Below are 23,622 nucleotides of genomic sequence, written 5' to 3'. Positions count from 1 at the left end.
GGTGCGAGCAGGCTCGCTCCCACAGATTTTCAAGTGAAAAAAAGCCCCGCCCGGCATCACCGGGCGGGGCTTTTTTGTTCTGCTTACAGCGGTTTGCTGTTGGTAATGAGCGTCCCAACACCGGTGTCGGTGAAGATTTCCAGCAGCACGGCATTTGGTACACGGCCGTCAACAATGTGTGCCGTGGTCACGCCACCCTGTACGGCTTCCAGCGCGCAACGAATTTTTGGCAGCATGCCGCCGTAAATGGTGCCGTCGGCTATCAGGTCATCCACCTGAGCAGTTGTCAGACCGGTCAGCACCTTACCTTCCTTGTCCATCAGGCCTGCAATGTTGGTCAGCAGCATCAGCTTCTCGGCCTTGAGAGCTTCGGCAACCTTGCCCGCCACCAGGTCCGCGTTGATGTTGTAGGACTCACCATTGGCACCCACACCGATCGGCGCGATCACCGGGATGAAATCGCCCTTGGTCAACATGTGCAGCAGGTCGGTATTAATGTCGATGACCTCGCCCACATGACCGAAGTCGATGATTTCAGGCTTGGTCATTTCCGGCGTCTGACGGGTCACAACCATTTTTTTGGCGCGAATCAGGGTCGCATCCTTGCCTGTCAGGCCGATGGCGCTGCCGCCATGACGGTTGATCAGGTTAACGATCTCCTTGTTCACATGACCGCCAAGTACCATCTCCACCACATCCATGGTTTGAGAGTCAGTCACGCGCATCCCGTCGATGAAATGACTTTCGATGGACAAACGCTTGAGCAAATCACCGATTTGCGGCCCGCCACCGTGTACTACGACCGGGTTGATACCCACGGCCTTCATCAACACGATGTCACGGGCAAAACCGGTTTTCAGTTCGTCGTTTTCCATAGCGTTGCCGCCGTACTTGATCACCAGCGTCTTGCCGACGTAACGGCGAATGTAGGGCAGCGCTTCGGACAAAACCTTGGCGACGTTGGAGGCGGCATCACGTTCGAGGGTCATTCAGGGCTCCGGTAGAACAAGTCGATCAAAACGGTAGTGGAAGATCAGGGGCCACACGCTTCAATTGAGCGTGAAAGACGTCCTTGATGCGTTGCAGTTCAGCCTCGGTTTGGGCCTCAAATCGCAGCACCAGCACCGGGGTGGTATTGGATGCGCGAACCAGGCCCCAGCCATGAGCGTAGTCAACCCGCACACCATCAATGGACGTCAGCTCGGCGGCGTCACCCCATTGAGCGTCGTGCAGAGCCTCAATGATGCTGAATTTGCTCTCATCCGTCACATCGATATTGATTTCAGGCGTAGAAATATCGTTCGGGAAGGTCTCAAACAGCTCCTCAGCTGTTTCCTGGCGCTTGCTGAGAATCTCCAGCAGGCGTGCAGCGCTGTAAATACCGTCGTCGAAACCGAACCAGCGCTCCTTGAAAAAGATATGCCCGCTCATTTCGCCTGCCAGCAGGGCACCGGTTTCCTTCATCTTCTTCTTGATCAAAGAATGACCGGTTTTCCACATCAGGGGTCGACCGCCACACTCTTCGATCCAAGGTGCCAGGCGGCGTGTGCATTTCACATCGAAAATGATCTCGGCCGCCGGGTTGCGCTCCAGCACATCCTGGGCGAACAACATCAGTAAGCGATCCGGGAACACCATGGTGCCTTTATTGGTCACTACACCCACGCGATCGCCATCACCATCAAAGGCCAAACCGACATCGGCATTGGTCTCTTTAACCTTGGCGATCAGATCCACCAAGTTTTCTGGTTTTCCGGGGTCCGGGTGGTGGTTGGGGAAGTTACCATCCACCTCGCAGAACAACGGGATTACCTCACAGCCCAAGGCCTCAATCAGTTGCGGTGCAATTACACCCGCAGCACCGTTGCCACAGTCCACTACTACTTTCAGACGCTTGACCAGCTTGATGTCCTGAGTAATTACATCTGCGTAGCGCGACAGGATATCTACACGCTCGATGTTGCCCTCGCCCCAGCTCAGATCGTTGGTTTTCAAACGCGTGTGCAGCGCCTGAATCTGTTCGTTGGCAAGAGTATCGCCCGCGATCACGATTTTAAAACCGTTGTAGTTCGACGGGTTATGGCTGCCCGTAAGCATCACGCCCGACTTGCCCGCTAGCACGTTAGCGGCGTAATAAAGCGCAGGCGTCGGCACCAGGCCCACATCGCTGACCTTGCAGCCACTGTCTGCCACACCCTGTATCAAACGCTCGACCAATTCAGGGCCGGACAAGCGACCGTCCCGCCCAACTGACACGTTTGGCTCATTCTTGGCCAGACTCTCGGCACCAATGGCTCGACCAATCCAGTACGCGGTTTCAGCGGTCAGGGTTTGGGGTACCACGCCACGAATGTCGTAAGCGCGAAAAATGCTGTCTGGGAATTGGGGGGCGACCGAAGCTTGGCTAATCATTGCAGAGAGGACTCCATGTTCTGAGGATTCGGGAGGGGGCGACATCGATGTGGACAACGAATAGGGTAAATGCATCTGCGTGAATTTCATCCTGAATTACCACGCCAAACGGATCAGTCCAGGCAGAACGCCTGACCTGATGCTGCACAGTCAGAGCTTGCCTGAGTGCCCAAAACCGCCAGCGCCACGCTGGCTTTCGTCGAATTCTTCGACCAGCTCAAAATGCGCCTGTACCACCGGCACCAGCACCAACTGAGCGATACGCTCGCCGATAGTGATGTTGAATGCGGTCTGGCCACGGTTCCAGCACGACACCATCAGCTCGCCCTGGTAATCAGAGTCGATCAGGCCGACCAGGTTGCCCAGCACGATGCCGTGCTTATGCCCCAGGCCCGAGCGCGGCAGGATCAGCGCGGCAAGGCCGGGATCTCCGATATACACCGACAGGCCGGTCGGGATCAGCAGGGTCTGGCCCGGTTCCAGAACGGTGTCTTGTTTAAGCATGGCGCGCAGGTCCAGACCTGCGGAGCCGGGAGTGGCGTACTGCGGCAGCGGGAATTCGTTACCAATGCGTGGATCAAGGATCTTGGCTTGCAAAGCGTGCATACGAGTTAAACCTGGTTCAGACGTTCGGCGATAAAAGTGATCAGCTGGCGGGCAATCTTGCCCTTGCTGGTCTGGGCAAACACAGTGGCGTGCAGTTCGCGGTCAATCACGCTGCATGCGTTCTCTTCACTGTTGAAGCCAATGCTGGGGTTAGCCACATCGTTGGCGACAATCAGGTCGAGGTTTTTGTCTTTGAGCTTGCGCGCAGCGTAATCGAGCAAGTGCTCGGTTTCTGCGGCGAAGCCGACACTAAAAGGGCGGTCAGGACGCGAAGCGATGGTGGCCAGAATGTCTGGATTGCGCACCATCTGCAGCAACAGGCCGTCGCCCTTGGTAGGGTCTTTCTTGAGTTTTTGCGGGGCAACGACTTCAGGTCGATAGTCCGCAACTGCAGCAGAGGCAATAAACACGTCACACGGGATCGCGGCTTCACACGCCGCGAGCATGTCTCGAGCACTGACCACGTCGATGCGGCTGACCCGATCCGGGGTAGGCAGGTGGACCGGCCCGGTAATCAACGTTACACGAGCACCGGCTTCAACGGCCGCTTCGGCCAGGGCAAAGCCCATTTTTCCGGAGCTGTGGTTGGTGATGTAGCGCACCGGGTCGATGTTTTCCTGGGTCGGACCTGCCGTAATCAGCACGTGCTTGCCGGTCAGCACTTGGCGTTGAAAACACTCGGCAGCACTGTGCACCAGGTCATCCGCTTCCAGCATGCGGCCAAAACCTACGTCACCACAGGCCTGACTCCCGGAGGCGGGGCCAAACACACGCAGACCACGACTCTCAAGCAGTCGGGTATTGGCCTGAGTGGCCGGATCACGCCACATGGCCTGGTTCATCGCAGGCGCAATGGCCACCGTTGCATCGGTGGCGAGCACCAGCGTGGTCAACAGATCATTCGCCAGGCCTTGGGCGAGACGGGCAATCAGGTCAGCAGTTGCCGGCGCAATCAACACCAGATCGGCCCACTTGGCCAGCTCGATATGCCCCATGGCCGCTTCAGCTGCAGGGTCGAGCAAATCCAGATGAACGGGGTGCCCGGACAACGCCTGCATGGTCAGAGGGGTGATGAATTCGCTGCCGCCCCGGGTCATGACAACCCGTACTTCTGCGCCTTGATCCAGCAGGCGACGAACCAGCTCTGCACTCTTGTAAGCCGCGATGCCGCCGCCGACGCCCAAAACAATGCGTTTTCGATACAGCCGCTGCATAGGCCTGCCTTTTAGTTCGATGATGACTGCGCGGAAAATGGCCAAATGCCACGCAAAAATGATGGGCTAAGATAACACAGCGCCTGCCAGGGAACAGCGGCGCCCACTCACAAGGAGGTGTTATGAGCATTCGAGATTGGCCCGCAGCCGAGCGGCCGCGCGAGAAGCTTTTGGAACACGGATCATCCAGTCTGTCCGATGCCGAACTGCTGGCAATTTTCTTGCGAACCGGGGTTTCGGGCAAAAGCGCGGTCGATCTGGCCCGTCATTTACTTACTGAATTCGGCAGCCTGCGAGCCTTGCTCGAGGCCGATCTACGCGCGTTCTGTCGCCAGGTCGGGCTGGGGCCCGCCAAGTTCAGCCAGCTGCAGGCGGTACTGGAAATGAGCCGTCGCCACCTTGCTGAACGCTTGCGCAGAGACAGCGCGCTAGAGAGCCCGCAAGCGGTTCGGGATTATCTGAAATCGCTGCTGCGCCATGAGCCTCATGAGGTCTTTGGCTGCCTGTTTCTGGACTCCAAGCACCGCATGCTGGCCTTCGAAGTGCTCTTCAGGGGCTCAATCGACAGCGCCAGCGTTTACCCGCGCCAAGTGGTCAAGCGAGCACTTGCTCATAACGCGGCAGCGGTGATTTTTTGCCACAACCACCCTTCCGGCGTCACCGAGCCCAGCCAGGCGGACCGCACTTTGACCAAACGCTTGATCCAGGCCCTGGATCTGATCGAAGTGCGGGTGCTGGATCATTTCATCGTCGGCGACGGCCACCCCCTTTCAATGGTCGAACACGGCTGGATGTAGCGCTCAAGGCTTAACGCTGACCGTCGAAAAGTCCTGACGCCCAAAAGGACTCACCTGATAACCCTGAACGTCTTTGCGGGTGAGTGTGTAGGCCGTCGGATGCGCCAGCGGCAGCCACAGCGCCTGCTGCTGGATCTGCGCCTGGGCCTTTTGATACAGCGCACTGCGCTTGTCCTGATCGGTAAGGGTTTTGCCCTCGCTGATCAAACTGTCCAGAGTCTTGTCGCAATAACGCGCAAAGTTGGTCCCGGACTTCACCGCCGCACATGAAAACTGCGGCGTCAGAAAGTTGTCCGGGTCGCCGTTATCACCTGCCCAGCCCATAAACAGCAGGTCGTGCTCACCCGCTTTGGCGCGGCGAATCAGCTCGCCCCACTCGATCACTCGAATGTCGGCCTGGATACCGATCTTGGCCAAATCGGCCTGCAACAACTGCGCCCCCAGACTTGGGTTCGGATTAAGCACACTGCCGGTCGGACGCGTCCAGATGGTGGTTTTAAAACCGTCTTTAAAGCCGGCCTTGGCCAGGAGATCGCGGGCTTTTTGAGGATCGTGGGCATACCCCGGCAAGTCTTTGGCGAAACTCCAGGTAGTGGCCGGGTAAATACCGTTGGCGGCCTGGGCGCTGTTTTCAAACACGGCCTTGAGATAAGTGTCCTTGTCGAAAGCGAGGTTAATGGCCTGGCGCACCTCAGGCTTGTCCAGAGGCGGATGCTGACTGTTGATGGCCACAAACGCAGTCATGAAGGCAGGGGTTTGCGTGACCGCCAACGCGGGGTCTTTGATCGCTGCCGCCACGTCCAGTGGCTTGGGCGAGAGCGCAATCTGGCACTCATTACGGCGCAATTTTTGTAGCCGCACGTTGGCGTCCGGCGTGATGGCGAAAATCAGCCCGTCCACTGCGGGCTTGCCTGCGAAATAGTCCGGATTGGCCTTGTAACGTACCACCGCATCTTTCTGGAATCGGCTGAACACGAAAGGTCCGGTGCCGATCGGCTGGCTGTTCATCAGTTCAGGGGTGCCGGCCTTCATCAGTTTGTCGGCGTACTCGGCCGAGTAGATCGAGGCAAAACCCATGCTCAACGCTGGCAGAAAGGTGGAATCAGGACGACTGAGCGTGAAACGGACCGTCAGGGGGTCCGGCGTTTCGATCTTTTTTATCAGTTCTGGCAACTGCAAGGATTGAGCATGGGGGAAACCGCTTTGAGCCACCTTGTGCCACGGGTTTGCAGGGTCGAGCATGCGCTCGAAGCTGAAACGCACGTCATCGGCATTCAGCTCTCGGCTCGGGGTGAAATAGGGTGTGCTGTGAAACTTGACGCCAGGACGCAGCTTGAAGTCGTACACAAGGCCATCAGGGGACACTGACCAGCTTTGCGCCAGGCCAGGCACCAGCTTGGCGGCCTGGGCGTCAAAGTCCACCAGGCGGTTCATCAGCACGTCTGCCGAGGCATTGGTGGTACTGAGCGAGTTGTACTGCACCACATCGAATCCTTCGGGGCTGGCCTCGGTGCAAACGCTCAAAGTGGCCGCCTGTACCAGTGGGGTCAGGCAAAAGGTGAGCACAAAGGGGATGGCAGCGAGGCGCATGATCTGTTTCCTTTACAAGTCGATGAGGCCCATCTGCACATGCAGTCTGGAAAAGTCCTACCCTAGTGTTCCGCTACTCAAATGACTACTTTTTAATGGCGTTTGAAGCCCTGTAGTCGCTGCCGCAGGCTGCGAAGGGTTGCGAAGCAACCCGTTTTCCCGAGTCAGTGCGGGTCTTTTCGCAGCCTACGGCAGCGACAACAGGTGCAAATTCCACCTCAAGTCTTTCACCCCGCGACGAGCGGTAAAACGCTTTAAGGCATAGACGCCGCGTGGATTGGCGTTAAAATGGCGGCTTCATTAATTACAGCAAATCACACTGCCTGTTGTTGCTCTTTAGTCTTTCTGGTATAAAGCAGCGCTCTTTTCTAGGGGCCCGGTTCCTGCGTTTGTAGGTGTAGCCGGTAAGACCCTTAAAGAAACGCGGCGCCTGGCGCCATGACTGAGAGATTAAGCGGCCAACCCATGCCGGGTTGGGCATGTGGTTTTAGAGGGCTGAGGCATGTCGAGAGTCTGTCAAGTTACCGGTAAGGGTCCGGTGACTGGGAATAACATTTCCCACGCAAATAACAAAACCCGTCGTCGTTTCCTGCCGAACCTGCAGCATCACCGCTTCTGGGTTGAAGAAGAGAAACGTTTTGTTCGTCTGCGCGTATCTGCTAAAGGCATGCGTATCATCGACAAGCGTGGCATTACTGTCGTGCTGGCCGAAATCCGCCGTGCTGGCAAGATCTAAGGGAGCTAATCATGCGTGAATTGATCCGTTTGGTGTCGAGCGCTGGTACAGGCCATTTCTACACCACTGATAAGAACAAGCGCACCACTCCGGACAAAATCGAAATCAAAAAATTCGATCCGCGGGTTCGCAAGCACGTGATCTACAAAGAAGCCAAAATCAAGTAATTGGTTTTACTTCTTACAAAAAAGGCCCATATCTCACGATACGGGCCTTTTTTGTTGCCTACGGTTTTATCCGTACTTACACAGCGCTACGGCACCCTGCTCAACCACAACTCAGGGAACTGAGTTTTTTACCTTCGTTGACCAACACCCTCAGGCGATAGCTATTGAACTCCTTGGTATAGCCCTCGCCAGGGACCTCCACGCGGACCTCCCGGGCTCCGTAAATGTTGCGCCAGAACTCCACCAACTGCGGCGTCACTTCAGGTGCAACCACATAGTTGAGCGTCAAATTCTTATCGCACAGGCCCTCTTCAGCAGCCATCGCAGGCAGTGAAAGCGCTGCGAGCATCATGCTTGCCGCCAGCGCGGCGATTTTGGAAACAGTCATCTTCGACATGATTCATCCTTGTTAAATAATCCATAGTGAGTGCGGAGGCTGACAGTGCCTGCTCGTCCATGAGTGTTTGGCACCGCAATTCCTTGCCCTCCAAAGACTGGCTCACTTTGACGCCCGCATCCGCGGCGACGTGTTTCCTGGTTTGTCTTTCAAGGTGCGGCAAATGCCCATAAAAAAGCCCCGCCCTCAATATCAGGCAGGGCTCTTAAAGCGCTCTGGATCAGCGGTTTCAAACCTTCTGTTCAAACACCACGTAAATCTTCCTACAAGGCTCAAGCACTTCCCACGTCCCGCGAAAACCTGCCGGGATGACAAAACGATCACCGGCCCGGAGAGTCTTGGCGTTACCGTCATGGTCACGCAATACAGAAACGCCCTGCACAATTTCGCAATATTCGTGCTCGGTGTAATTGACCGTCCACTGGCCCACAGCGCCTTCCCACACGCCCGCGCTCATTTGCCCGCACGGGCTGTCGTAATGGTTGTGGATAACTTGTTCAGGGGCACCCTTGAGCACCTTTTCCGGTGCCGGGCTGAAGCGATCAGCCTGGGTGTTGGCAGTGCTGAAATCGACGATGGTTGCGATGCTCATGGTTCTTGTCCCCCCGAAATTGCGGTGTATGCGGTCAGAAAACCAAAGTCTATGTTTATTAAAACGAACAAGCCATGCCGTTTGCGACACTCGTGTCAAATATATTGAAAGTTCCAGGGCCACTGGTTTAGGGTGGCGTTTCCATTTCAATAGAGAGGAGGACACTCGAATGACCACCCTGACGCGTGCTGATTGGGAACAACGGGCCCAAGAGCTGAAAATCGAAGGTCGCGCCTACATCAACGGTGAGTACACCGATGCGGTCTCCAACGAAACGTTCGAGTGTCTGAGCCCGGTTGATGGCCGCTTGCTGGGCAAGGTTGCCAGCTGCGACAGCGCTGACGCCCAGCGAGCTGTAGAAAATGCACGCCAGACCTTTGAATCCGGTGTGTGGTCCCGCCTGGCTCCGGCCAAGCGCAAAGCCGCGATGATCCGCTTTGCCGGCTTGCTGAAACAAAACGCCGAAGAACTGGCACTGCTTGAAACCCTGGACATGGGCAAGCCGATCAGTGACTCCCTGGGCATCGATGTGCCCGGTGCCGCCGGTGCGCTGAGCTGGAGCGGCGAAGCCATCGACAAGATCTACGACGAAGTCGCTGCCACTCCGCACGACCAATTGGGCCTGGTGACCCGTGAAGCCGTCGGCGTTGTCGCTGCTATCGTGCCGTGGAACTTCCCGCTGATGATGGCCTGCTGGAAACTGGGCCCTGCCCTGTCGACCGGTAACTCGGTGATCCTTAAGCCGTCCGAAAAATCCCCATTGACTGCCATCCGTATCGCAGCTCTGGCCGTTGAAGCCGGTATTCCAGCGGGCGTACTCAACGTGCTGCCAGGCTATGGCCATACTGTCGGCAAGGCTCTGGCACTGCACATGGACGTCGACACCCTGGTGTTCACCGGCTCGACCAAGATCGCCAAGCAATTGATGATCTATTCCGGCGAATCCAACATGAAGCGCATCTGGCTTGAAGCCGGCGGCAAGAGCCCGAACATCGTCTTCGCCGACGCACCGGACCTGCAAGCTGCAGCCGAATCCGCTGCCAGCGCCATCGCCTTCAACCAGGGTGAAGTGTGCACCGCCGGTTCGCGCCTGCTGGTGGAACGTTCGATCAAGGACAAGTTCCTGCCTCTGGTAATCCAGGCCCTTAAAGGCTGGAAGCCCGGCAACCCGCTGGACCCGGCTACCACCGTGGGCGCTCTGGTCGATACCCAGCAAATGAACACCGTGCTGTCGTACATCGAGTCCGGCCATAGCGAAGGCGCAAAACTGGTAGCGGGCGGCAATCGAATCCTGCAGGAAACCGGCGGTACCTACGTTGAGCCGACGATTTTCGACGGCGTCAGCAACGCGATGAAAATCGCCCAGGAAGAAATCTTCGGTCCAGTGCTATCGGTCATCACTTTCGACAGCGCCGAAGAAGCCATCCAGATCGCCAACGACACGCCTTACGGCCTTGCTGCAGCGGTCTGGACGGCAGACATCTCCAAGGCTCACCTGACCGCCAAAGCCCTGCGTGCCGGTAGCGTGTGGATCAACCAGTACGATGGTGGCGACATGACCGCACCGTTTGGCGGCTTCAAACAGTCGGGCAACGGTCGTGACAAGTCGCTGCATGCGTTCGACAAATACACCGAGCTGAAATCCACCTGGATCAAGCTGTAAATATTTAACCGCTACACCTTGTGGGAGCGAGCCTGCTCGCGATGGCAGCACTGGGTCTGACTGACAGACCGCTGTGTTTTCTTCGCGAGCCAGGCTCGCTCCCACACTGGTTTTTACACCACACAATTGGAGCGCAGACATGCGTTGGGCGACTTATTTCGCCGTACTGGCCTCGGTTCTCAGTGTCGGCCTGGCACTGGGCGTGAGCATGCCACTGGTCTCGTTTCGGCTTGAAAGCTGGGGCTACGGCGGGTTCGCGATTGGCGTCATGGCCGCCATGCCGGCCATTGGCGTACTGGTGGGCGCCAGCGTGGCGAGCAAGCTGGCAGCCCGCTTCGGCACGCCCGGCCTGATGCGCCTGTGTTTGTGGTGTGGCGCGCTGTCCATCGGGCTACTGGCGTTGCTGCCCAGCTATCCCGTGTGGCTGGTGCTACGGCTGCTGATCGGCGTGGTACTCACGATTATTTTTATTCTCGGCGAAAGCTGGATCAACCAACTGGTGGTCGAACAATGGCGAGGTCGTCTGGTTGCGCTGTATGGTTCGGCCTATGCCTTGAGCCAACTGTCCGGGCCACTGCTGCTGGGCCTGGTCGGCTCTGAAGGCAACTACGGATTTTGGATCGGCGTTGCATTACTGACCCTCGCGCCTTTACTGCTGATGGGCCGCGACGGCGCACCGACCACCGAATCATGCAGCGTGACCTTCAAGGATTTACTGGGCTTCTGTCGAGGCTTACCGGCGATTGCATGGGCCGTAGCGCTGTTTGCTGCTTTTGAGGCGATGATTCTTACGCTTCTGCCCATCTACTGCCTGCGTCAAGGCTTTACCGCAGATATCGCACTCGCGATGGTCAGCACCGTGGTAGTGGGCGACGCCCTGCTGCAACTGCCGATTGGCGCGCTGGCCGACCGCCTGTCCCGGCGCTCGCTGTTTACCAGCTGCGCGGTGCTGCTGATGCTGTCGAGCCTGGCAGTGCCGTTCTTGCTCAATACGCTGCTGATCTGGCCGCTGTGGGTGATCTTTGGCGCCAGCGCCGGTGGCCTGTTCACTTTGTCGCTGATTCTGATCGGCGAGCGCTACCGTGACGACGCCCTGGTGCGCGCCAACGCCCACATCGCGCAACTGTGGGGCATCGGCTGCCTGATCGGGCCATTGGCCGCTGGCGCGGGCAGTCAGTGGATCAGCGGGCATTCCTTGCCGCTGTTCATGGCCGCAGGCGCTTTGATATTGGTGATCCTGGTGTTACGCCAAGGGGCATTCGGAGCTGAGCAGGCAGCGGCCTCGTAGTTACAACATCTTCTCCAGCCCCACACTCTTGCTGAACCAGGCATTAAACCGGCGCCACCAGTTGCCCGGTTCCCGATGCAAGGTGTGGAGCTGGCCGTTGTCTTCAGTCACCCAGACGATCTTGCCCTGTTCCAGCTTTGGCTCGTAACTCAAGGCCGGAGCCATGCCCTGCAGGGCCAACTTGCGGGCCTCGGCGGCCAGTTCCGGGCTGTCTACCAATACGCCGACCTCGGTGTTCCACAACCCCGAACGCGGGTCAAAATTGAAAGAGCCAATGAATGATTTCTGCTGATCGAAAATCATCGCTTTGCTGTGCAGGCTCGAATCCGAGCTCATCCCGTGCTTGAACAGGCGCGGGCCACTGCCGCCGCTGCTACCCGGCTGGCGACGCAGCTCAAAAAGCTTTACCCCATGTTCCAGCAGCGCCTTTCGATAGGGCGCATAGCCACCGTGGACAGCGGGTACGTCGGTCGCCTCCAGCGAATTGGTCAATAAACGAACATCGACCCCGGCATCCGCACGACCTGTCAGGTACACCAATCCGGTTTCACCCGGCACAAAATAGGCCGAAATCAGGATCAGTTCCTGATTCACTCCTGCCAGCTCCGGCGCCAACTGCGTGGTCAGCAGCAAGTGCGAGTCTGGCTCGCCCCTGGCCAGCACCTTGCTCGGCGCATCCCACAACGCCTGGTTCCAGGCCCAGATCAGCTCTTTGCGCCACACATCCAGCTGGGGATTGGTTTCATACGAAGCCAATTGTTGATACAGCCCTTGATTGCGTTGCTGCGCAAGCTTGAGTGATGCCTCCAGTTTTTTGCGTGCCTTGGTCAGCTCAGCTGCAGACAGCCGGGATGAGACAAAATCGCTAATTGGCTGGCTAAGGGCGCTGTTCCAGTACTGATCAAAACTGTGCCCCAGCTGCTCAGCCACCGGACCGACACTGAGCAGGTCGATATCGGTGAAATTCAGCTCGGGCTTGGCATCGAAATACTCATCTCCCAGATTACGCCCACCCACAATCGCTACGCTGTTATCGGCCAGCCAGAGCTTGTTGTGCATGCGTCGGTGCTGGCGCGAAAGGTTGAACAACCGCCCCATGCCTCGGGTCACGCCCGTACTGCGCCCCAGTTGCAGAGGGTTGAACAACCGAATCTGGATAGTGGGATGAGCCGCAAGTGTCGCCAGGATATCGTCCAGGCCATCACTGGCGGTGTCATCGAGCAGGATCCGTACGCGTACGCCGCGATCTGCCGCCTTGAGCAGTTCGTCAATCAGCATGCGTGTACTCAGCCCGTCGTGGACGATGTAGTACTGCAGGTCGAGGCTGCTTTGCGCGTTACGGATCAGTTCGGCCCGGGCCCTGAACGCTTCACCGCTGTTAGGCAGCAGGCGAAACCCGGAGCGACCCTGATAAGGCGCAGCCTGGGCCTGGATCGAACGGCCAAAGGCTGAGTCTGCGGCTGGCAACGCCTGGGTTGGCTCACGGGGCACGTCCAAAGTGACACAACCTCCCAGCAATACAGCCAAAAACAATGCACAGAGTGATTTCAACGTGTAGAGCCTCGGGCCGGACGTCACAAGGGTAATTAAACAGCTTCAGCCAACAGTTTACTGGCTGCCATCCCGACCTTGCGCACCGCCTCCTCAATCTGCGGTGTAGGCTTTGCAGCGTAGTTCATGCGCAAGCAGTCACGGTACTTGCCGGAGGCTGAGAAAATACTGCCCACCGCAATCTGTACCCCCTGATCCAGCAGCGCGCGATTAAGACGCAAGCTGTCAAACCCCTCCGGCAGCTCCAGCCAGAGCATAAAACTGCCTTGGGGCCGACTGGCACGAGTGCCGGGTGGAAAGTAGCGGCTGATCCAGCCCAGCATCAGATCGCGATTGCGCTGATATTGGCTGCGCATTTTGCGCAGGTGCGGCTCGAAATGGCCGTTCTTCAGAAAGTCGGCAATCGCCAGTTGCGGCTGGGGCGCCGTGGAACCGGTGCTGATGTATTTCATGTGCAGCACCCGCTCCAGATAACGCCCCGGTGCAACCCAGCCAACACGTAAGCCGGGGGCCAGGGTTTTGGAGAATGAGCTGCACAGCAAGACCCGGCCATCATCATCGAAAGATTTGATCGTGCGCGGACGCGGGTAGGTGTAAGCCAGCTCGCCATACACATCGTCTTCGATAATCGCCACATCAAAACGCTGAGCCAGCGTCACCAGCGCCCGCTTGCGCGCCTCGGGCATGATGTAGCCCAACGGGTTGTTACAGCTGGGCGTAATTTGGATCGCCTTGATCGGCCACTGCTCCAGCGCCAACTCCAACGCTTCAAGGCTGATCCCGGTCAGCGGGTCCGTAGGAATCTCTAGCGCCTTCATGCCCAGCCCCTTGAGGGTTTGCATGGCACCATGAAAGCTCGGTGAGTCGACCGCCACGATGTCGCCTGGCTCACACACCGCTCGAATGCTGCACGACAGCGCCTCATGGCAGCCGGTGGTAATCACCAGGTCTTCAGCACCAAGCTGACAGCCCGAATCGAGCAACAGACGCGCCAACTGTTCACGCAGGCCCAGCACGCCGTACACGTTGTCGTAATACAGACCGGGCAAATCCAGGCGCCGGCTGATTTGCGCCAGGCTGCGCAACAGCGGTTTGATGGTCGGCGTGGTGACATCGGGCATGCCGCGCCCCAACTGGATCACGTCTTTTTGCGGCACGGATCGCACCAACTCCAGCACTTGCTCCCACTGCGATATTTCCACTGGCCGCTGGGCAGGTTTGCCCATACCCGGCAACGCAGGCAACTCACGGTCCATGGGCACAAAGTACCCGGACTTGGGCCGTGGCGAAGCCAGCCCGTTGTCTTCCAGCAACCGATACGCCTGCTGCACCGTGCTCAGGCTCACGCCATGCTCGGCGCTTAACGCCCGCACGGAGGGCAAGCGGTCGCCTGGACGATAAAAGCCCTGCTCAATTCGCGTACCGAGCAGGTCGGCAAGATTGACGTAAAGGGTCATGGCAGGGCTCCCGATGGGGGTTGACCAGTACAGATGGGGTAAAAACCAAGGATTCAGCGCCTGAAAAACCGTATCTGTATGCACGTAAAATGACTTTGCTGAATCTGTCATGGTTTTTGGCGCGAGGCCATCATGCTGACTCATGGCGATTGAGTCAAAAGGAGCTGCCTGATGAATGGTATGAGCGATGTCCGCCTGACGCTGCACAGCCAACAACTACTGGCCGAACACGAGTCCCGGGAAATCATGAGCGCCCCCGCCAAGCTGGGCCGCTGGAGCCTGTTCTGGCACCGCGCACGCAGCCGCCGCGTGCTGCTCAACCTGGACGAGGATCAACTGCGTGACGTGGGCCTGAGCCGCGAATTGGCCCGCCATGAAGGCTGCAAACCGTTTTGGCGTTCGTAACCAAAACCTGTAGCCGCCGCAGCCTGCGGCAGCGGCTACAGGGTTTTGTTCAACGCAACTCTTTAAGCCTGTGCCACAGCATCCCCAGCGCCAGTAACGGCGAGCGCAGGTATTTGCCACCCGGGAAGGTGATGTGCGGGACTTTGGCAAACAGATCGAAACCATCGCTGTGCTGGCCACTGATGGCCTCGGCCAGCAACTGGCCTGCCAGGTGGGTCACGTTGACCCCATGCCCTGAATACGCCTGCGCGTAATACACGTTGGGTTGGTCTTGCAGGCGACCGATCTGCGGCAAACGGTTGGCACCGATACCTATCATCCCGCCCCATTGGTAATCGATCTTCACGTGTTCAAGGTGGGGGAATACTTCAAGCATTTTGGGCCGCATATACGCCGCAATATCTTGCGGATCGCGTCCCGAATAATGACAAGCCCCTCCGAACAGCAAGCGTCTGTCGGCCGATAATCTGTAGTAATCCAGCGCCACGCGCTGATCACACACCGCCATGTTCTGCGGCAGCAAAGCGTGTGCCTGGGCCTCACTCAGCGGCTCGGTGGCAATGATGTAGCTACCTGCAGGCAGCACTTTGCCACTGAGTTGCGGATTCAGATTCTTTAGATAGGCGTTGCACCCCAGCACCAGACTTTTGGCCCGCACTGAGCCCTGCGCCGTGTGAACCCGGACTTCAGGGCCGTAATCGATTCGAGTCACGGCGGAGTTTTCAAACAGTTTCACACCCAACTGCGCAGCTGCCGCTGCTTCGCCCAGTGCCAGGTTAAGCGGGTGCAAGTGCCCCGAGCCCATATCGATCAGACCGCCGACATAACGGTCCGAGCCCACCACGCTTCGCACCTCGTTGGCTTGCAGCAAGCGGGTTTCGTGGCGGTAGCCCAAGCCCCGCAGCTCCTGGGCTTCTTCGGCGAAACCTTCAAGGTCACGCGGTTTGTTAGCCAGGTCGCAATAGCCCCAAGTCAGGTCGCAGGCAATATTGAAGCGCTCTACGCGGCGGCGAACGATTTCCACCGCCTCCAGCCCCATCAATTTCATCTGCCGTACGCCGTCCTTGCCGATAATGCCTTCAAATTGCTCAAGGCCATGGCCAACGCCGCGAATTAACTGACCGCCATTGCGCCCGCTGGCACCCCAACCGATCTTGCAGGCTTCGAGCAAAACCACGCTCATGCCGCGCTCGGCCAATTCCAGCGCCGTGTTCAGACCGGAAAAGCCACCGCCCACTACGCATACATCAGCCACCAGCTCGCCCTGCAGCACCGGATGATCGGGCTGCGGCAGGCTGCTGGCGGCGTAATAAGAGGCGGTGTGCTGGCTGCGCTGAACCGGGGCGCTCATGTGCGTAATCCTGATTGTCGATGTTTGTAAAATTTGACGGAGCATAAGCCGGGCTATTCCCACGGGGCAAGAACAGCCGGACGGCGCTGTCTAGAGCGGGGCTTTTCAGGCAGACTTTGCGGCCTTTTCAAAATCGGTACGTTCTGGATGAGCTGCAACAGTCACAAGATCCGCTTTCTCAGGCAGCAAATCCCCTCGTTTGAATGCGTGCCGGGTTGCCATGACTGCTGCGGGCCGGTGACCACCTCATCCGAAGAAATGGCCCGCTTGCCGCGCAAGACGGCCGCCGAGCAGGAAGCCGCGATGGACGAGCTCAACTGTGTGCATCTGGGGCCCAACGGTTGCACGGTGTATGAAGAGCGGCCGTTGATCTGTCGTCTGTTTGGTACCACACCCACGCTGCCGTGCCCCAATGGCCGACGTCCTGTGGAGATGATTCATCCTGGCGCAGAGAAGCTGGTGCATGAATACATCGCCAGTACGCGGCAGGTGCTGGTCTAAAAGATCAAAAGCCCCTGACCCTGACCCCCTCCCTAGGGAGAGGGCTGGTGAGGGCAACGTTTAATCTGCAATCGGCAAGTTCAGGCTCTCTTTCACTTCTTCCATCACGATATAGCTCTTGGACTCACGCACGTGGGGCAACTTGAGCAGAATGTCGCCCAGCAACTTGCGGTACGAGGCCATCTCGCTGATCCGTGCCTTGACCAGATAGTCGAAGTCCCCCGACACCAGGTGGCACTCCAGCACATGGGGCAACTTCAGCACGGCACGGCGAAACTCATCAAAGGTGTCGCCCGACTTGTAGTCCAGGCTGATCTCGACAAACACCAGCAGGCTGCCCTGCAGATGCTGCGGGTTGAGTCGGGCGTTGTAGCCCATGATGATGCCTTCACGTTCCAGCCTGCGCACCCGTTCAGTACAGGGCGTAGTCGACAGCCCGACCTTCTCTCCCAGCTCGGTAAACGAGATGCGGCCATCGGCCTGAAGGATGCGCAAAATGTTGCGGTCAATCTTGTCCAATTCACGTTTTGTTTGGTGATTTGTACGCATAGGAGATTCTCCTCCGTGAAAAGGGTTGTGCCCGAGAATTGTCGCCAAATATAGCTGCTTATACAGTGAATTCCACTACTCAATGCTTCATATACTGCGCTCATCTTCGCTCTGAACAATAAACGTCTGCGGCTGGCCGCGATGAGGGATATAAATATGCGAGTTATGGTATTGGGTGGCGGCGTTATTGGTACTGCCAGCGCCTATTATCTGGCCCGAGCCGGTTTCGATGTGGTCGTCGTAGACCGTCAGCCAGCCGTTGCAATGGAAACCAGCTTTGCCAACGCCGGTCAGGTGTCCCCAGGCTATGCTTCGCCGTGGGCAGCGCCGGGCGTGCCCCTCAAGGCAATCAAGTGGCTGCTCGAGCGCCACGCGCCTCTGGCCATCAAGGCCACTGCCAACATCGACCAATACCTGTGGATGGCGCAGATGCTGCGCAACTGCACAGCCAGCCGCTATGCCGTGAACAAGGAGCGCATGGTTCGCCTGTCCGAGTACAGCCGTGACTGCCTCGACGAACTGCGCGCCGAAACCGGCATTGCCTACGAGGCTCGCAACCTGGGCACCACTCAATTGTTCCGCACCCAGGCCCAATTGGATGGCGCGGCCAAGGACATCGCGGTACTCAAGGAATCCGGGGTTCCGTTTGAGCTGCTCGACCGCGCAGGCATCGCCCGGGTTGAACCCGCATTGGCCAACGTGACCGACATTCTGGCCGGCGCCCTGCGTCTGCCTAATGACCAGACCGGCGACTGTCAGATGTTTACCACCCGCTTGGCTGAAATGGCCAAAAACCTGGGTGTTGAATTCCGCTTCGGCCAAGACATCCAGCGCCTGGACTACGCAGGCGATCGCATCAATGGCGTAATGATCGACGGCAAGCTCGAAACCGCTGATCGCTACGTGCTGGCACTGGGCAGCTACTCGCCGCAGATGCTCAAGCCGCTGGGCATCAAGGCCCCGGTCTACCCGCTCAAGGGTTACTCGCTGACCATTCCGATCACTAACTCGGACATGGCCCCGACGTCGACCATTCTCGACGAGACCTACAAGGTCGCGATCACCCGTTTCGACAACCGTATCCGCGTGGGCGGCATGGCTGAAATCGCCGGTTTCGACCTGTCGCTGAACCCGCGCCGACGCGAAACCCTGGAGATGATCGTCAACGACCTTTATCCTCAGGGCGGTGACTTGAGCCAGGCCAGCTTCTGGACCGGCCTGCGCCCGACTACGCCGGACGGTACGCCGATTGTGGGCGCAACTCCGTTCAAGAATCTGTTCCTGAACACCGGTCATGGCACGCTCGGTTGGACCATGGCCTGCGGCTCCGGTCGTTTCCTTGCAGATGTGATGGCCAAGAAGACACCACAAATCAGCGCCGAAGGCCTTGATATTTCCCGCTACGGTAACCACCAGGAGGCTGCAAAACATGGCAATCCAGCGCCAGCTCACCAATGAACGCATGAGCCAGATCGTTTCCCATAACGGTACTGTTTACCTGTCCGGTCAAGTCGGTGACGACATGAACGCCGGGATTGAGCAGCAAACCCGTGAAACACTGGCCAACATCGAGCACTTGCTGGACCTGGCGGGTACCGACAAAAGCCGCATCCTGTCGGTCACCATCTACCTCAAAGACATTGATGCCGACTTTGCCGGCATGAATGGCGTCTGGGATCAGTGGCTGCCTAAAGGCGTCGCACCCGCCCGTGCCACCGTTGAGGCCAAGTTGTGCGAACCTGAAATTCTGGTCGAATTGTCTGTTGTGGCAGCACTGCCGTAGGTTTTTCGATCACGTAATAGTCCCTCTTCCGGTGCGGCACGCGGTTAACGCCGTGGGTCAGCGCCGGTTTTTTATTCAACTGCCGTTAGAAGCCCGCCGCCATGCGCCCAGCCCGTGCCCTGATCGACCTCCAAGCCCTGCGCCACAACTACCAACTGGCCCGTGAAGTCACGGGGGCCAAGGCCCTCGCAGTGATCAAGGCCGACGCCTACGGTCACGGAGCCGTGCGCTGCGCCCAGGCCCTTGAAGCCGAGGCCGATGGCTTTGCCGTTGCCTGTATCGAAGAAGCACTGGAGCTGCGCGCCGCCGGTATCCGTGCCCCCATCCTGCTGCTTGAAGGTTTTTTTGAAGCGGATGAACTGCCACTGATTGTCGAGCACGACTTCTGGTGCGTGGTGCATTCACTGTGGCAACTCGATGCCATCGAGCAGGCCAGACTCACCAAACCGATCCACGTGTGGTTGAAACTGGACAGCGGCATGCACCGCGTCGGTTTGCACCCCAATGATTACAAGGCCGCTTACCAGCGTCTGCAGGCCAGTGCCAATGTGGCGAACATTGTGCTGATGAGCCACTTTGCTCGCGCCGATGAGCTCGATTGCACCCGAAGCGTAGAGCAAGTCGCTGTGTTCCTGGGCGCTCGCGCCGACTTGACGGCAGAAGTCAGCTTGCGTAACTCGCCGGCTGTACTCGGCTGGCCACGCGTGCCAAGTGACTGGGTACGTCCGGGCCTGATGCTATATGGCGCCTCGCCATTCGAAGAACCCCAGGCCACTGCATCACGCCTGCAGCCGGTGATGACCCTGGAGTCCAAAGTGATCTGCGTACGTGAATTGCCTGCTGGCGAACCCGTAGGTTACGGCGCCAGATTCATTACCGAAAAACCGATGCGAATTGGTGTGGTAGCCATGGGTTATGCAGACGGCTATCCGCGCCAGGCCCCCACCGGAACCCCTGTACTAGTGGCCGGCGTACGCAGCCAACTGCTGGGCCGGGTGTCGATGGACATGCTGTGCATCGATCTCACCGACGTGCCGCAGGCAGGCCTGGGTTCGACAGTGGAGCTGTGGGGCAAAAACATCCTCGCCAGTGAAGTGGCAGCCAAGGCTGACACCATTCCTTACCAGATTTTCTGCAACCTGAAACGAGCGCCACGCCTCTATTCCGGGAGCTGATCAGTTGTATCCAAAGTGCGGGGGCTAATGGGCACCCAGGTTTGAAGTCGAAGTGTTGTAAATACTGAACGCTATCGCCATGATGGCGACTTCTCGACCTGAATCTGACCCCTAGGAGGCTCCTGCATTGGACGTCGGTGAACGACTGCAATCCATCCGCAAACTGAAAGGCCTGTCACAACGTGAACTCGCCAAGCGCGCGGGCGTCACCAACAGCACCATTTCGATGATCGAAAAGAACAGCGTGAGCCCGTCCATAAGCTCCCTGAGAAAAGTGCTGAGTGGCATCCCCATGTCCATGGTCGAGTTTTTTTCCGAAGAGATCCTTCAAGAAAACCCGACCCAGATTGTGTACAAAGCCAATGAGCTGATCGACATTTCCGATGGCGCCGTGACCATGAAACTGGTCGGCAAGGCACATCCAAGCCGGGCCATCGCCTTTCTCAACGAGATTTATCCACCGGGTGCCGATACCGGGGACGAAATGCTGACCCATGAAGGCGAAGAAACCGGGATTTTAGTGGAAGGTCGCCTAGAGTTAATCGTGGGGCTTGAAACCTTCGTGCTCGAAGCCGGTGACAGCTACTATTTCGAAAGCTCAAAGCCACACCGTTTCCGTAATCCGTTCGACGTTGCGGCGCGACTAATCAGCGCAGCCACCCCGGCGAACTTCTAAGAACAGAGGCGCCCTGCCTGCTTGCAGAGGCACCCGAAGATGCATTTCGCCAGCTCTATTCCCCCTTTGTCTTTAGGGTTGTTTCAGAGTGGCGGGCTAACCGTTATACTTTCGCCCGCCCGCGAAACCGTGGTTGTGGGCGTGACTAGCCACCATTGAGGGTGTACGCGTGAACCTAATTATGAAAATGCTGGCCGTACCAGCAACAGTAATGGCCCTTTGGGCAGTCAGCGCTCAGGCAACAACGAACGATGACATCGCAAAACGTCTTGAGCCAGTCGGTAAAGTCTGTGTTCAAGGGCAAGAATGCAAAGGCATGGAAGTGACTGCCTCTGTGGGCGGTGGCGGCGGCATGACCCCCGACGACATCATTGCCAAGCATTGCAGCGCATGCCACAGCACCGGCCTGTTGGGCGCACCGAAAATCGGTGACACCGCAGCCTGGAAAGAGCGCGCTGATCACCAGGGCGGCCTTGATGGCATCCTGGCCAAGGCCATCACCGGTATCAACGCCATGCCGCCTAAAGGCACCTGCATGACGTGCTCCGATGAAGACCTTAAAGGCGCCATCGAGAAGATGTCCGGTTTGAAGTAAACCGCACCTCTCTGAAAAAGCCGCTGATGGGCGGCTTTTTTGTGCCCGGGATTTGAGTCAGTCCGCCCCCCCTGATGCCTATCACGTCTATATTCAAGGATTGATAAGGAGGGGTCAGATGGTGCAGTCCTGTTCGATCGAGCGCGCAGTCGATGATGTACTGGCGCGTCTACCCACACATATTCACCTGGGCCTGCCGCTGGGGCTGGGCAAGGCCAACCGGTTCGTCAACGCGCTGTATCAGCGGATCAAACTGTTACCCGAGCGCCGGCTCACGATCTACACCGCCCTGAGTCTCGGCCGCCCGCCGCTTGGGGATGGCTTGCAGCGGCTGTTTCTGGAGCCTTTTGTCGAGCGGGTATTTGGCGACTACATCGAGCTGGACTACCTTGCCGACCTGCATCGCAACAGCCTGCCCGACAATATAGTCGTCGAGCAATTCTTCATGCAGCCGGGGAGTTTGCTCAACAGCCCCCCAGCCCAGCAGGATTATGTCAGCAGCAATTACAGCCACGCGGCGCGCGATATCAATGCTGGCGGCCTGAATCTGGTGGCGCAGCTGGTTGCCCGCAACCCTCAGGATGCACGGCGCCTGAGCTTGAGCTGCAACCCCGACATCACCCTCGATTTATTGCCCATGATTGCCAAGCGGCGAGCCGAGGGCGAGACCATTTTGATGCTCGGCCAGGTACACAGTGACCTACCCTACATGCCCGGCGACTCGGAACTCGACGTTGATGATTTTGACCTCCTGATCGACGAAGATGAGCGCACCACCCTGTTTTCTACCCCCATTATGCCGGTCACCCTGCAAGATCACTTTATCGGTTTACACGCCAGTACCCTGATACGGGATGGCGGCACCCTGCAGATTGGCATTGGCTCGATGGGCGACGCCCTGAGTGCCGCCTTGCTGGCGCGCCAGGGCAACAATGACGACTATCGCGCCCTGCTCAACGAGATCGACATCACGCCCTGGCACACGCTGATTGAACAGCAGGGCGGTGTCGAACCGTTCGCCCGGGGCTTGTATGGTTGCAGCGAAATGTTTGTCCACGGGCTGATGGTGCTGGCCGATGCCGGGATTGTGCGGCGCAAGGTCTACCCCGATGCCGAACGGCAAGCACAGGCCAACGCAGGGACCCTGGACGAAAGCCTGCAAAGCGACGGCGTAAGCATCCACGGTGGTTTCATCCTCGGCCCCCAAGACTTTTACCAGCGGTTACGAGACCTGCCCCTCAGCAAACGCCGCGAATTCAACATGACCGCCATCAGCTACATCAACGAGCTGTATGGCCAGGAAGACTTGAAACGCCTGCAACGGCGTGATGCGCGCTTCGTGAACAGCGCCTTTACCGCCACCTTGCTCGGTGCCGCCGTTGCCGATCAACTGGAAGATGGACGGGTACTCAGCGGGGTCGGCGGGCAATACAACTTCGTTGCCCAAGGCCACGCCCTGCATGACGCGCGCTCGGTCATCATGCTGCGAAGCTGGCGCGAATCGGGGGGTGACGTGAGTTCCAATATCGTCTGGGAATACGGCCACTGCACCATCCCGCGACATTTACGCGACATCGTGGTCACCGAGTACGGGATTGCCGATTTACGCGGCAAAACTGATCGCAAAGTCATCGAAGCCCTGCTCAACATCACCGACTCGCGCTTCCAGACCGAGCTGATTGCGCAGGCGCAGCAAATTGGCAAACTGCCCAAGGACTTTTGCCTGGATCCACGGTTTGCCGATAACAGCCCACAACGCTTGCAGGCAATTGCCGCTCGGCACTCGCACTTGTTCCCGGAGTATCCGCTGGGCAGCGATTTCAGCGTACAGGAGCAAGACCTGCTGCGAGCGTTGAACTGGCTCAAGAGCAAATTCAAGCTCACACAGATTTACCAACTGGGCAAAGCCACGCTGGATGCGCCCTCACCGCAGGCATTCCCCGAACACTTGGAGCGTATGCACCTGGCCGAGCCGGACGGCCTGCGCGAGGAGCTTTATCAGCGTTTGCTGCTGGCAGGGCTCCATGCCACGAGGCTTTCGTAGCAGCTGCCGCAGGAACGAGGCTGCGTTCGATTGCGAAGCGATCGTAAATCCTGAGCCCCGGACTTACCTGACC

The 23,622-nt window shown here is 58.1% G+C and carries 23 protein-coding genes and 1 pseudogene; 13 read left to right on the top strand and 11 right to left on the bottom strand.

Going from position 1 to position 23,622, the window contains the following annotated elements:
- Positions 1–83: 83 nt before the first annotated feature.
- The 4 genes and pseudogenes from argB to coaBC form a co-directional block, all read right to left on the bottom strand.
- Positions 84–989, bottom strand: coding sequence for an acetylglutamate kinase (gene argB, locus RGV06_RS15300; RefSeq protein ID WP_019828199.1), 906 nt, complete (start codon positions 987–989; stop codon positions 84–86).
- 25 nt (positions 990–1,014) lie between these two features.
- Positions 1,015–2,391: pseudogene (locus RGV06_RS15295) on the bottom strand (phosphomannomutase/phosphoglucomutase); the annotation flags it as partial.
- A 171-nt stretch (positions 2,392–2,562) separates the two neighbouring features.
- Complete coding sequence (dut, locus tag RGV06_RS15290) at positions 2,563–3,018, bottom strand: dUTP diphosphatase (protein ID WP_019828201.1); 456 nt, start codon at positions 3,016–3,018, stop codon at positions 2,563–2,565.
- Between the two features lie 5 nt (positions 3,019–3,023).
- Positions 3,024–4,232: a bifunctional phosphopantothenoylcysteine decarboxylase/phosphopantothenate--cysteine ligase CoaBC gene (coaBC, locus tag RGV06_RS15285; RefSeq protein ID WP_019828202.1), complete on the bottom strand. Its 1,209-nt coding sequence runs from the start codon at positions 4,230–4,232 to the stop codon at positions 3,024–3,026.
- A 122-nt stretch (positions 4,233–4,354) separates the two neighbouring features.
- Between coaBC and radC the strand changes: the two genes are divergently transcribed.
- Complete coding sequence (gene radC, locus RGV06_RS15280) at positions 4,355–5,029, top strand: RadC family protein (RefSeq protein ID WP_322150386.1); 675 nt, start codon at positions 4,355–4,357, stop codon at positions 5,027–5,029.
- 3 nt (positions 5,030–5,032) lie between these two features.
- Here the strand turns inward: radC and RGV06_RS15275 are convergent, their stop codons facing one another.
- Complete coding sequence (locus tag RGV06_RS15275) at positions 5,033–6,619, bottom strand: ABC transporter substrate-binding protein (protein ID WP_048352570.1); 1,587 nt, start codon at positions 6,617–6,619, stop codon at positions 5,033–5,035.
- Positions 6,620–7,121: 502 nt separating this feature from the next.
- Here RGV06_RS15275 and rpmB point away from each other — a divergent pair.
- Entirely contained in the window at positions 7,122–7,355 is a 234-nt protein-coding gene (rpmB, locus tag RGV06_RS15270) for a 50S ribosomal protein L28 (RefSeq protein ID WP_019410280.1), read from the top strand.
- An 11-nt stretch (positions 7,356–7,366) separates the two neighbouring features.
- Positions 7,367–7,522, top strand: coding sequence for a 50S ribosomal protein L33 (gene rpmG / locus RGV06_RS15265; protein ID WP_003437824.1), 156 nt, complete (start codon positions 7,367–7,369; stop codon positions 7,520–7,522).
- Positions 7,523–7,622: 100 nt separating this feature from the next.
- On the opposite strand, the gene RGV06_RS15260 is transcribed toward rpmG, so the two are convergent.
- Both RGV06_RS15260 and RGV06_RS15255 read right to left on the bottom strand, forming a co-directional pair.
- Complete coding sequence (locus RGV06_RS15260; RefSeq protein ID WP_019828206.1) at positions 7,623–7,919, bottom strand: I78 family peptidase inhibitor; 297 nt, start codon at positions 7,917–7,919, stop codon at positions 7,623–7,625.
- A gap of 229 nt (positions 7,920–8,148) precedes the next feature.
- On the bottom strand, positions 8,149–8,511 hold the full coding sequence (locus RGV06_RS15255; RefSeq protein WP_019828207.1) for a cupin domain-containing protein: 363 nt from the start codon (positions 8,509–8,511) through the stop codon (positions 8,149–8,151).
- Positions 8,512–8,680: 169 nt separating this feature from the next.
- On the opposite strand from RGV06_RS15255, the gene RGV06_RS15250 reads away from it, so the two are divergent.
- Positions 8,681–10,174, top strand: coding sequence for an aldehyde dehydrogenase (locus tag RGV06_RS15250; RefSeq protein WP_019828208.1), 1,494 nt, complete (start codon positions 8,681–8,683; stop codon positions 10,172–10,174).
- A 139-nt stretch (positions 10,175–10,313) separates the two neighbouring features.
- Positions 10,314–11,462, top strand: coding sequence for an MFS transporter (locus RGV06_RS15245; RefSeq protein ID WP_019828209.1), 1,149 nt, complete (start codon positions 10,314–10,316; stop codon positions 11,460–11,462).
- On the opposite strand, the gene RGV06_RS15240 is transcribed toward RGV06_RS15245, so the two are convergent.
- Positions 11,463–13,013: a phospholipase D family protein gene (locus tag RGV06_RS15240; RefSeq protein ID WP_037032670.1), complete on the bottom strand. Its 1,551-nt coding sequence runs from the start codon at positions 13,011–13,013 to the stop codon at positions 11,463–11,465.
- A 35-nt stretch (positions 13,014–13,048) separates the two neighbouring features.
- Positions 13,049–14,470 carry a PLP-dependent aminotransferase family protein gene (locus RGV06_RS15235; protein WP_322150382.1) on the bottom strand — a complete coding sequence of 474 codons (1,422 nt, stop codon included), beginning with the start codon at positions 14,468–14,470 and terminating at the stop codon, positions 13,049–13,051.
- A gap of 171 nt (positions 14,471–14,641) precedes the next feature.
- On the opposite strand from RGV06_RS15235, the gene RGV06_RS15230 reads away from it, so the two are divergent.
- Positions 14,642–14,875: a DUF1127 domain-containing protein gene (locus RGV06_RS15230; protein ID WP_322150380.1), complete on the top strand. Its 234-nt coding sequence runs from the start codon at positions 14,642–14,644 to the stop codon at positions 14,873–14,875.
- Positions 14,876–14,924: 49 nt separating this feature from the next.
- Here RGV06_RS15230 and RGV06_RS15225 read toward each other — a convergent pair whose 3' ends face one another.
- Positions 14,925–16,226, bottom strand: coding sequence for an NAD(P)/FAD-dependent oxidoreductase (locus tag RGV06_RS15225; RefSeq protein WP_046810729.1), 1,302 nt, complete (start codon positions 16,224–16,226; stop codon positions 14,925–14,927).
- 147 nt (positions 16,227–16,373) lie between these two features.
- Here RGV06_RS15225 and RGV06_RS15220 point away from each other — a divergent pair, with 147 nt between their 5' ends.
- Positions 16,374–16,727, top strand: a complete 354-nt coding sequence (locus tag RGV06_RS15220; protein WP_019828214.1) for a YkgJ family cysteine cluster protein — start codon at positions 16,374–16,376, stop codon at positions 16,725–16,727.
- Between the two features lie 60 nt (positions 16,728–16,787).
- On the opposite strand, the gene RGV06_RS15215 is transcribed toward RGV06_RS15220, so the two are convergent.
- Positions 16,788–17,276, bottom strand: coding sequence for an Lrp/AsnC ligand binding domain-containing protein (locus RGV06_RS15215; RefSeq protein WP_019828215.1), 489 nt, complete (start codon positions 17,274–17,276; stop codon positions 16,788–16,790).
- Positions 17,277–17,432: 156 nt separating this feature from the next.
- On the opposite strand from RGV06_RS15215, the gene dadA reads away from it, so the two are divergent.
- From dadA to RGV06_RS15185, 6 genes are all read left to right on the top strand, one after another.
- On the top strand, positions 17,433–18,734 hold the full coding sequence (dadA, locus tag RGV06_RS15210; RefSeq protein ID WP_046810728.1) for a D-amino acid dehydrogenase: 1,302 nt from the start codon (positions 17,433–17,435) through the stop codon (positions 18,732–18,734).
- Entirely contained in the window at positions 18,706–19,059 is a 354-nt protein-coding gene (locus RGV06_RS15205; RefSeq protein WP_019828218.1) for a RidA family protein, read from the top strand. Before dadA ends, RGV06_RS15205 begins: the two co-directional genes overlap by 29 nt.
- Positions 19,060–19,160: 101 nt before the next feature.
- On the top strand, positions 19,161–20,234 hold the full coding sequence (gene alr, locus RGV06_RS15200; protein ID WP_322150375.1) for an alanine racemase: 1,074 nt from the start codon (positions 19,161–19,163) through the stop codon (positions 20,232–20,234).
- Between the two features lie 127 nt (positions 20,235–20,361).
- Positions 20,362–20,910, top strand: a complete 549-nt coding sequence (locus RGV06_RS15195; RefSeq protein ID WP_019828220.1) for a cupin domain-containing protein — start codon at positions 20,362–20,364, stop codon at positions 20,908–20,910.
- 181 nt (positions 20,911–21,091) lie between these two features.
- Positions 21,092–21,505 (top strand): c-type cytochrome, encoded by a 414-nt coding sequence (locus RGV06_RS15190; protein WP_019828221.1) that lies wholly within the window; start codon positions 21,092–21,094, stop codon positions 21,503–21,505.
- A 118-nt stretch (positions 21,506–21,623) separates the two neighbouring features.
- Complete coding sequence (locus RGV06_RS15185) at positions 21,624–23,549, top strand: acetyl-CoA hydrolase/transferase C-terminal domain-containing protein (RefSeq protein WP_322150373.1); 1,926 nt, start codon at positions 21,624–21,626, stop codon at positions 23,547–23,549.
- Positions 23,550–23,622 lie beyond the last annotated feature (73 nt).

It is taken from the genome of Pseudomonas sp. CCI3.1 (assembly GCF_034313985.1).
In the GTDB taxonomy this organism is placed as follows: domain Bacteria; phylum Pseudomonadota; class Gammaproteobacteria; order Pseudomonadales; family Pseudomonadaceae; genus Aquipseudomonas; species Aquipseudomonas psychrophila.
This window is presented reverse-complemented; position numbering and strand designations above follow the sequence as displayed.